The 8724-nt window shown below is 38.4% G+C and carries 13 protein-coding genes; 9 read left to right on the top strand and 4 right to left on the bottom strand.

Features of this window, described 5'->3' with window-relative positions; genetic code table 11:
* Nucleotides 1–17: 17 nt before the first annotated feature.
* Complete coding sequence (locus M1381_10975; GenBank protein ID MCL4479597.1) at nucleotides 18–488, bottom strand: hypothetical protein; 471 nt, start codon at nucleotides 486–488, stop codon at nucleotides 18–20.
* A 65-nt stretch (nucleotides 489–553) separates the two neighbouring features.
* Between M1381_10975 and M1381_10970 the strand changes: the two genes are divergently transcribed.
* From M1381_10970 to M1381_10935, 8 genes are all read left to right on the top strand, one after another.
* Nucleotides 554–1294, top strand: a complete 741-nt coding sequence (locus tag M1381_10970) for a glycosyltransferase family 4 protein (protein ID MCL4479596.1) — start codon at nucleotides 554–556, stop codon at nucleotides 1292–1294.
* 21 nt (nucleotides 1295–1315) lie between these two features.
* On the top strand, nucleotides 1316–1630 hold the full coding sequence (locus M1381_10965) for a hypothetical protein (GenBank protein MCL4479595.1): 315 nt from the start codon (nucleotides 1316–1318) through the stop codon (nucleotides 1628–1630).
* A complete protein-coding gene (locus M1381_10960) occupies nucleotides 1627–1887 on the top strand; it encodes a hypothetical protein (protein MCL4479594.1) in 261 nt (86 codons plus the stop codon). Before M1381_10965 ends, M1381_10960 begins: the two co-directional genes overlap by 4 nt.
* A gap of 130 nt (nucleotides 1888–2017) precedes the next feature.
* On the top strand, nucleotides 2018–2854 hold the full coding sequence (locus M1381_10955; GenBank protein ID MCL4479593.1) for a class I SAM-dependent methyltransferase: 837 nt from the start codon (nucleotides 2018–2020) through the stop codon (nucleotides 2852–2854).
* 114 nt (nucleotides 2855–2968) lie between these two features.
* Nucleotides 2969–3214: a nucleotidyltransferase domain-containing protein gene (locus tag M1381_10950; protein MCL4479592.1), complete on the top strand. Its 246-nt coding sequence runs from the start codon at nucleotides 2969–2971 to the stop codon at nucleotides 3212–3214.
* Complete coding sequence (locus tag M1381_10945) at nucleotides 3211–3375, top strand: hypothetical protein (GenBank protein MCL4479591.1); 165 nt, start codon at nucleotides 3211–3213, stop codon at nucleotides 3373–3375. Before M1381_10950 ends, M1381_10945 begins: the two co-directional genes overlap by 4 nt.
* Nucleotides 3368–4351 carry a polysaccharide deacetylase family protein gene (locus tag M1381_10940; GenBank protein MCL4479590.1) on the top strand — a complete coding sequence of 328 codons (984 nt, stop codon included), beginning with the start codon at nucleotides 3368–3370 and terminating at the stop codon, nucleotides 4349–4351. Before M1381_10945 ends, M1381_10940 begins: the two co-directional genes overlap by 8 nt.
* Nucleotides 4341–5117 (top strand): class I SAM-dependent methyltransferase, encoded by a 777-nt coding sequence (locus tag M1381_10935; protein ID MCL4479589.1) that lies wholly within the window; start codon nucleotides 4341–4343, stop codon nucleotides 5115–5117. Before M1381_10940 ends, M1381_10935 begins: the two co-directional genes overlap by 11 nt.
* A 170-nt stretch (nucleotides 5118–5287) precedes the next feature.
* Here the strand turns inward: M1381_10935 and M1381_10930 are convergent, their stop codons facing one another.
* Entirely contained in the window at nucleotides 5288–6643 is a 1356-nt protein-coding gene (locus tag M1381_10930; GenBank protein MCL4479588.1) for a glycosyltransferase family 39 protein, read from the bottom strand.
* A 75-nt stretch (nucleotides 6644–6718) separates the two neighbouring features.
* On the opposite strand from M1381_10930, the gene M1381_10925 reads away from it, so the two are divergent.
* A complete protein-coding gene (locus tag M1381_10925; protein ID MCL4479587.1) occupies nucleotides 6719–6874 on the top strand; it encodes a hypothetical protein in 156 nt (51 codons plus the stop codon).
* Nucleotides 6875–6907: 33 nt separating this feature from the next.
* Here the strand turns inward: M1381_10925 and M1381_10920 are convergent, their stop codons facing one another.
* Nucleotides 6908–8161, bottom strand: a complete 1254-nt coding sequence (locus M1381_10920) for a M48 family metallopeptidase (protein MCL4479586.1) — start codon at nucleotides 8159–8161, stop codon at nucleotides 6908–6910.
* A 12-nt stretch (nucleotides 8162–8173) separates the two neighbouring features.
* On the bottom strand, nucleotides 8174–8724 hold a 551-nt coding region (locus tag M1381_10915; GenBank protein MCL4479585.1), incomplete at its 5' end, for a formylglycine-generating enzyme family protein.

The raw sequence follows: 8724 nt of genomic DNA, 5'->3' as shown, positions 1-8724 counted from the left end.
TTCAGCGATAAGCCACCTTATTGGTGTGTTGAGAGTTGTATAATATCATCAAACTTTTTTTTGGGTTTTAACAGCCTTTTCAGAATAGGACTTATACCTGTCTGGCTTTTAACATACATCCATATTGCATCATCAAAATCAAAGATGATTGGTATACCTTTGTTTGATATGTAGCTTTCTATCCATGGTCTTCCAAATAATATTGCCTCTCTATAAACTATTACCCCATCGTAGGACTTAATATCAGAAATAGCATGTATCTGTCTTGATATCCCGTTTATTGCCGCAATTGATTTTTCTAAAAAAGAAGTAACAGGTCCATTGTATATATTCATATACTCTACACTATTAAGGAATGTACTTATTTTGTATTCTATGCCTGCCTCCTTAAAATACGACAGGTATTGATATATACGAAACCTCGGTCCGGGGGATTCAATCGCGTGAGGTAATAGTTCATAGAGAGGCAATATTATTCGGAAGACCATGGTTAGAAAGATACATCTCAAACAAAGGTATACCAATCATCTTTGATTTTGATGATGCAATATGGATGTATGTTAAAAGCCAGACAAGAATAAGTCCTTTTCTGAAAAGGCTTTTAAAACCAACAAAGAAGTTTGATGAGATTATACAACTTTCAACACATATAGTTGCTGGCAATGACTATCTTGCATGGCATGCTAAGTTATTAAACAAGCATGTGTCAGTTATCCCAACTGTTGTTGATACAGATTATTACAAACCTACAACTACGATACAAAATAAAAATGAAGTTGTAATCGGCTGGATAGGAAGTGGTTCTACGTCTGTTTATCTTAAATTGCTTGATAATATCTGGAAGCAATTGCCCGGACATCATAGCATGAAGGTTATTGGAGGAGTATACAACCCTGATGGTATTCAGACAACCAATATGAGATGGTCATTAGGCACAGAATTGGCAGAGATGGCTGAATTTGATATAGGCATTATGCCATTACCTGATGACGAGTGGGCAAAAGGTAAGTGCGGTTTAAAGGTATTACAGTATATGGCTATGGCGATACCGTGTGTGGCATCCCCGGTAGGTGTGAATACGGAGGTTATTCAGGATGGGATAAATGGCTTTCTTGCAAAGGATGAAAAGGAATGGATTGAGAAATTGACGTTACTGATAGAAAATCCTGAGTTGAGAAATAGGATTGGCAAGGCAGGTCGGAAAACTGTTGAAGTAAAATATTCATTAAAGGTCTGGGCACCGAAATATGTGGAGATTTTAAAGAAGGTAGCGGGTGAAAAGGATATCAGATAATGGACATAACAGGCAAAGCTGATGAATAAAAAAAGTTATGTTTTTATGCTTACTAATACAGATAGAAAAAGACATGAACATATAAAAGAGAAAGGTAAAATCATAGGATTTGTAGTTCAGTATGAAATGTTGTATAAAGACAAATGGGTACCTGTAATAAGGTATGATACTGCTCATGGATTTGTTCATAAGGATTTGATAAATCCAGATGGAAGCAAAGAAAAAATATTTATTGGTGGAGCAGATTTGAACGAAGTTATGAATATAGCGGATAAGGATATAAATGAAAATTGGGAGAAATACAAGGATAGATATTTAAGGAGAATAAAAACATGACAAAAGAGGAACTATTTAAAAAGAACCAGCAACTCTCTACAGAGTTTGAATTATATCTCCTTGATCATCCAGAAATAGAAGGAAAAATACCTGATAACGCTATAATAGTTTTACTACCTGAATATGATAAAGAGCTTGCAGAAAAAAATATCAATCTTGCTAAAGCCAATAAAGAACCTGGTCAAAATATAGTTTATGTAAAAGTCAAAAGGTTAAGGGCATCAAGGATAGATGGATTGAGTCTCAAGATTGCATAAAAGCTAGTGCAGAACAATAAGATAAAAAGCAAACAAGGTTTGGGCACCAAAGTATGTGGAGATTTTAAGATAGGTTGCGAAGATCTGAAATGAAGAGTTGAGGAATTGTAAACCCTGCATTTTAATAATCATGAAAACGAACTACAATATAGATGAAAAGGTAGTACATGGTTTCGGTAAGGAATGGGACAGGTTTGATCAAAGCCAGCTTAACGACAAGGAATTATATGATATGTTTTCAGCATATTTTACTATTTTCCCGTGGGATAAGTTACCTAAAAACAGCGTTGGTTTTGATCTTGGCTGCGGCAGCGGCAGATGGGCAAAGTTTGTAGCTCCTAAAGTGGGTACTTTGTACTGCATAGATCCCAGTGAAGAAGCATTACAGGTAGCGCGAGAAAATCTTAAATTGTTTAATAATTGTTTATTCCATCAGGTAAGTGTAGATCATATACCATTGGATGATGGTTCAGCAGATTTTGGATATTCACTGGGAGTATTACATCACATCCCCGATACGGAGGCTGGCATTAAAATGTGTGTTGCTAAATTGAAAAAAAATGCTCCGTTTCTCTTGTATCTGTATTATGCGTTTGACAACAAACCCTTTTGGTATAGGATAATTTGGAAATTGAGCGATGGAGCGCGAGTGTTCATATCGAGGATGCCATTTCCACTCAAATATATTACTTCACAGATTATAGCGCTCTTCATTTACCTGCCTCTTGCAAGGCTTGCAAAACTGGCAGAACTAATAGGTTTACAAGTTGATACAATTCCCTTATCCTTTTATAGGAATCGAAAATTTTACACAATGCGAACAGATGCATTGGATCGGTTTGGAACAAAATTGGAAAAGAGATTCACAAAAGCTCAGATATCAAAGATGATGGAAGATGCCGGTCTGAAAAATATAAAATTCAGCGATGAGCCGCCTTATTGGTGTACGGTGGGTGAAAAGAGTTAGGAAGACTAGAGTGGTTCGGGTAAAAAGATAGGGGTAAATTCGTTTGGGGGAAATCTGAGCGGTTTATTATATCATTTGCCAATGAAGGAGATTTAATGTAATCTATCAATCAATATGGGCAATATGAGGCATTTAACAAAAGATGAAATTAGAGAACTTTTGGCATCAAACAAAGAACTTCTAATAAAATATAAAGTAAAATCACTTGCTCTTTTTGGTTCATCTGTAAGAGGTGAAATGACATCGCAAAGCGATATAGATTTTCTTGTGGAATTTGATAACTCTGCCTTTAGTAAAAATTTGAAGGATATTTTGATAATTACATTGGGCTATTGTTTTCTTTGGAACAGATTTTTATGACAAAGATTGATTTACTGACTATGGATATGATCAGTACGTACATAAAGTCATACATATTAAAAAGGGAAGAATACTTTGAGGTTGAAAAGAAATATCCTGTAAGAGTCTGGGCACCTAAGTATGTGAAGATTTTAAGAAAGGTAGATAAAATAAATGAATAATAGAAAACCCTGGGATATACCTACATTTGTCATATCTATTGACACAGAACTTGCTTGGGGCAGTTTTGATCACAAAGATTTTGAAAATATAAAATGGAAGTTTGAAGGAGAACGTAAAGTAATAAATAAATTACTTTCCCTTTTAGAAAAATACACTATTACAGCAACATGGGCTATTGTTGGGCATCTTTTTTTAGATAGTTGTTCGATATCGAATGGCATTAAACATCGGGAAATCATAAGACCACAATATTCGTGGTATAAAAAAGATTGGTTCGAAAAAGACCCGACTTCTAATATTAAAGATGAACCAATATGGTATGGTAAGGATATAGTAGAATGGATAAGAAACAGTAAAACTGAACAAGAAATAGCCTGTCATTCTTTTTCGCATATTATTTTTGGTGATCCTGGATGCAGTGCTGAGACTGCTGAATCAGATATTGGTGCGTGCATTAATATAGCACAGGAGATTGGAATGAGTTTTAAAAGTTTTATTTTTCCCAGGAATGCAGAAGGGTGTTTGTCTGTGTTAAAACAATATGGTTTTACTGCATATAGAGGAATGGATAAAACTTGGTTTTATGATATTCAACAAAAAAAACTACAAAAAATATTTCATTATCTGGATGAATTACTTATGATATCCCCTAGGAGTGTACAGATAGAGGAACCGCTGGAGGGGCTTTTTAATATTCCCGGCTCTATGTTATATTTGGCAAAGGATGGTGTAAGAAGTTTTATACCTGTAAGTTTCAGAGTTAAAAAAGCTAAAAAGGGGATAGATAAAGCGATTAAAAATAAAGAAATATTCCACTTATGGTTTCACCCATTTAATTTGGTAGGACATTATGAGGATAAAATGCTCTCAGCGTTTGAAGAAATTTTGCAATATGCTAATGTGAAAAAAAAAGAGGGAATATTAAAGATTATGACAATGCAACAAATTGTAGAGAGGTATACAAATGGAAGATAAAAGCGCACAAGATGGTATAACTTTACATAATAAACAAGCCCAGCTTTTTAGAAATAGGTATTTAATCTTTAATAAAGACCCTTATCTTTCTACTTTTACATATGGGCGGAAAAAAATTGATGAGATACTCTACAAATATTTGGTAAAATATTCGCCACCACGTGAAGTATTGGATATAGGATGTGGAACTGGTTACACATTAAAAGCCCTTAAGGCACAAGGATATCATTGTACCGGAGTTGATGGAGCAGAAGAAATGGTAAAAATAGCAATACAGGAAAATCCAGACATACCAATACTGCATAGTGATGCAACTCATTTACCATTACAAGATGAAGCTTACGATATAATCATTGCTATAGAGCTGTTACGTTATATCCCCGATAGAATAAGAGCAATTCAAGAGATGTTTCGTGTTTTAAAAAAAGGAGGAATCTGTTTTGTTACTGTGGCTCCCTTGTTGTCCACACACGGGTATGCCGGATTTAATTTCTTAAATAGTAAGCTTATGCTTCCTGGTTTTTCTAATCTTAGGCAGTATTTTGAAACAACTCATTCTATTACAAAAAAATTTAAAATAGCTGGGTTTAACGATATAAAAGTTGAAGCATGTTTTTATGGCCCTTTTCTTTGGCTTGGAAAGATACTCCCCAAGAATATGTTTGCTAAGATATTAAGAATCTATGAACCTATAGATGATTTTTTTAGCCGTTTTCCTTTTTTAAGGAATTTTGCAAATCATATGATTGTAATTGCAACGAAATAGGGAAAATAGAAACAAAAGACATCTAAAAGTATATGAATCAGCCTGTTAAATGTGAAATGATGTGTTTTTTTGCATAATTAGAGAACGGGATTCCCGCTCACCATTTTCACGAGGACATGTTTCTTGGGAATGACAGTTCCGGGTCATGTGGCGCAGGAATGATTACCCAGCTACCACTTGTTAGGGGGATGGGGAGAGGAAGACGAAATATTTGGTTCGACAGGCATCGCATATTTCTTTTTGTGCTCCTGCTTCCTCAAATACAATCCATAGCCACTGAATACTAATAAAAGTACGGAGACCTGTGCCCTGAAACGGTATGCAGCACCGAGGTTCGAAATTGCCAGTGCGTATGCAATGGATAGCACTCCGATCATGACAAGCACAGGCATCACATCAAAATTGCCCTCTTTAAATGACCATATAATGCCTTTTATTGCGTAATAGAAAAAGAAATACCACACCAAACTCTCCATAGTTGCAAGGTTATGAATTATACTTCCTGAGATGTCCCATGGAAAAGGAGCAAGAAAAAATACTGTCAAGAGCAAAGGAGAATACATCATAGCATTAACCGGATCTGCAATATTTACGTGTCCGAGCATCTTTGAACCGCCGGTATAAAATCCGCTTCTGGTTTGTTGCATTGTTTGTAATATACCTTCAGATTTTTCGCCGTATTTGGGTATAGCTTTTGCCGCGTATGATGAAAAAAACAGGCTAAACGATATGGCAAAGATAGCTATAACAATTGCATTTCTTATAAAGGTTTCTTTACGTACAGGGATAAATGTAGCGGCAACTGCCATTAATATGATAATAACCAGATACCCTCTGACAAATCCAATAAGTGCAAGCAGACCAAAAATAAGCGCGAGGTTGCTTATTCTAAATCGCTCTTTAATCCTTAAGGTAAGGTGAATAATGGACGTAATGAAAAACTGGGAATAAACATCCTTTAACGGCATAGATGACCAAAGAATGAGTGACGGCAAGATAGTTACCACCATTGCACTATAGCGTGCAGACTGTTCATTGAATAGCCGCTTTGTTATGAAATAGGCATTTAAAGCTGTCATTGCACCGAGAAAGTTTGCAAGTAAAAACAAGATATTGGGTTTGTACCCAAAGATATAAAATATAGATCCGGCAAAATAGTATATACCGCTACTTATAATACTTACAGTAGGAGGCATGGCAGAACCGCTCCATGATTCAGCGATCATTTTTCCAGTCCATAGTGTACCAACCTCATCCGGTGCGAAATAGCCAGGGGGGAGCAAGGCATGAACAAGCAGGGAGACAAGTATTCTTAAAAACAAGGCTACAAGAAATATGGAGATAAGATACCCGCGCTCCTTGGGGTTAGGCACAAAGGCTATAAGGATAGTCCATGCGATCATGATAAAAAAAACAAGCATGATCATATATTCTATCGACCCGCTGTAGCTCGGATTAAACACCGACCAGCCAATTACCATGGCCACTAAGATGGAGATTACATATACAAGGGCATTGGAACGCATGATTTGCAGATAGCATGGTGCACGCGGAAAAGGCAAGAGAATGAATCGGGGATAAAAAACCCTCCGCTCAGCTTGATGATCACGAAACAAGGCTTTCAAAGATTGAGCATAGAGAATAAGAAAGAACTGGGTTGGAACTGGATGACAGGGAAGGGAGAGATTGCTTCTGCACCGATGACGCATCGCAATGACGGAATACAATTCTCGCCACTCTATGTAGAGGGGAATTGAAGAATCTTATTTGGAGGAAGCAGGAACGGGGAGCTACCGGGATTTTTTCCACTCCTTGATGTGCTGTATTCTCTCGGTCACCGGCGGGTGGGAGTAGTAGAAGGCGCTGTATACCGGGTGGGGGTGGAGGTTTGAGAGGTTGTCCTTTGAAAGCTTTACCAGTGCGCTGATCATGGCGTCCGGATTGTCGGTGAGTTCACAGGCGAAGGTGTCTGCTTCCCTTTCATGCCTTCTGGAGAAGAGGTTAAACGCCGGCGTAAACGGGAATGCCGCAATCGTACCAAGAAACATAAGGATCGCTATCTTTGCAAACTGGCTGTTTGTGGAGATATCGAACCAATTGAGCAAAAGGCTGCCCTGCATCAATCGAAAGGACAGGTAGAGCACTGCAAGAGAAATCGCCTCCATAAGGACCAATTGCTTTAAGACATGCTTCTTTTTCCAATGTCCGAGCTCATGTCCCAGGACCACGATGATCTCCTCCGTGCTCATCGAGTTCAGGAGTGTATCAAAGAGAACGACCCTTTTGACCCTTCCGATGCCTGTGAAATAGGCGTTGGTATGCTTTGTCCTTTTCGATGCGTCCATTTTGAGGATCTTGCTGATCTTAACGCCGACCTTTCCCGTCAGTTCCTGAATGCCCGCTTTGAGGTTTTCATCTTCAACAGGACGAAACTTGTTAAACAACGGCTCTATCACATAGGGAGAGATATACATCATGAAGATACTGAATATGAGAAAGAAAAGCCATACCCACAGCCACCAATGCAAGGGGCTTTTTTCAATAAGCCAGAGACCGGCTGCTGTGATTAAAGAGAGAAGCACCGTCGATACGAGAAGGGATTTTACGAAATCCGTGAGCCATAATTTTGCCGTCATCGTATTGAAGCCGAATTTTTTTTCTATCTTGAATGTTTGATACACGCTGAAAGGGATTGTCAGGAAGGTATCTGCGTAAACCAGCAGTAAAAAAAAGACAATACCAGACACGATAAAGTTCAGATGGAGGGAAGCGATCCATGCAGTATAGGTGCCGAGAATGCCAGCAAAGAAAAACGCTATCAGCAGAACATTGCTGAACAGGGATGAAGCGATGCCGAACTTTGTTGATTCGATGGTATACCTGTTTGAGCTGTCCAGTAGTTTTTGATCGATACTGCCTGCAAATTCAGGTGGAACTACAGTACCGTACCTTTTCAGGTATGAAAGTTTCAGGTATTCAAGCCAATAGCCGGATATCGCAACAAACACATACGCAATCAAAATATACGATGCAGAGGTGTACATATAAGAACGCTCTTATCTTTCCGGCGGTTTGCAGCATCTGAAGCCAACCTCATTGCTCGTTGAGTTCGGAAGCATATTATACCGGTATGCGCATCGTGTTGCCCAATCGGGTTTAGTGAAAGATCCGCCTTTGACGACCTTATCAGTTGTATCCTGTGGCGAAAAAATGTTGTTGGTCCATTCCATCACGTTTCCGCTCATATCGTAGACTCCATAGCCGCTTTCGCATGCCTTGTAGGTGCCTGACGGCACTACAGATCTGTTTGTTCCATCCTTGTTCTGCGTATCACATTTCGCGGAATTCCATACATTACCGTAAGGATACTTTAATGAAGAGGGCCCTTTGCATGCCTTTTCCCACTGATCCTCTGAACACAATTGCTTGCCTTCAGCCTTGCATAACCTTTCTGCCTTATAGAAGCTAACATTTCTTTGCGGAATAACGCCTTCCTGGTCCGGATACTCGTATTTGTCGATGCAGAAAGACTTGACATATGTCCGCACGTCCGGTTTTTCGGAAAAGTCCCTCAGAGGATCTGAAGGGCTGCTACCCATGATGAAGC

It is taken from the genome of Deltaproteobacteria bacterium (assembly GCA_023382265.1).
In the GTDB taxonomy this organism is placed as follows: Bacteria; JAMCPX01; JAMCPX01; order JAMCPX01; family JAMCPX01; genus JAMCPX01.
Note: the sequence above shows the minus strand (reverse complement) of the source record. Positions and strands in the feature narration are given on the sequence as shown.

Excerpts from the sequence above, each read along its gene's own strand:
- M1381_10945 (MCL4479591.1), top strand. The coding sequence starts at position 3,211 with ATGACAAAGATTGATTTACTGACTATGGATATGATCAGTACGTACATA.
- M1381_10955 (MCL4479593.1), top strand. The coding sequence starts at position 2,018 with ATGAAAACGAACTACAATATAGATGAAAAGGTAGTACATGGTTTCGGT.
- M1381_10925 (MCL4479587.1), top strand. The coding sequence starts at position 6,719 with ATGATCACGAAACAAGGCTTTCAAAGATTGAGCATAGAGAATAAGAAA.
- M1381_10970 (MCL4479596.1), top strand. The coding sequence starts at position 554 with ATGTATGTTAAAAGCCAGACAAGAATAAGTCCTTTTCTGAAAAGGCTT.
- M1381_10930 (MCL4479588.1), bottom strand. The coding sequence starts at position 6,643 with ATGCGTTCCAATGCCCTTGTATATGTAATCTCCATCTTAGTGGCCATG.
- M1381_10965 (MCL4479595.1), top strand. The coding sequence starts at position 1,316 with ATGAATAAAAAAAGTTATGTTTTTATGCTTACTAATACAGATAGAAAA.
- M1381_10975 (MCL4479597.1), bottom strand. The coding sequence starts at position 488 with ATGGTCTTCCGAATAATATTGCCTCTCTATGAACTATTACCTCACGCG.
- M1381_10950 (MCL4479592.1), top strand. The coding sequence starts at position 2,969 with ATGGGCAATATGAGGCATTTAACAAAAGATGAAATTAGAGAACTTTTG.
- M1381_10935 (MCL4479589.1), top strand. The coding sequence starts at position 4,341 with ATGGAAGATAAAAGCGCACAAGATGGTATAACTTTACATAATAAACAA.
- M1381_10960 (MCL4479594.1), top strand. The coding sequence starts at position 1,627 with ATGACAAAAGAGGAACTATTTAAAAAGAACCAGCAACTCTCTACAGAG.
- M1381_10920 (MCL4479586.1), bottom strand. The coding sequence starts at position 8,161 with ATGTACACCTCTGCATCGTATATTTTGATTGCGTATGTGTTTGTTGCG.
- M1381_10940 (MCL4479590.1), top strand. The coding sequence starts at position 3,368 with ATGAATAATAGAAAACCCTGGGATATACCTACATTTGTCATATCTATT.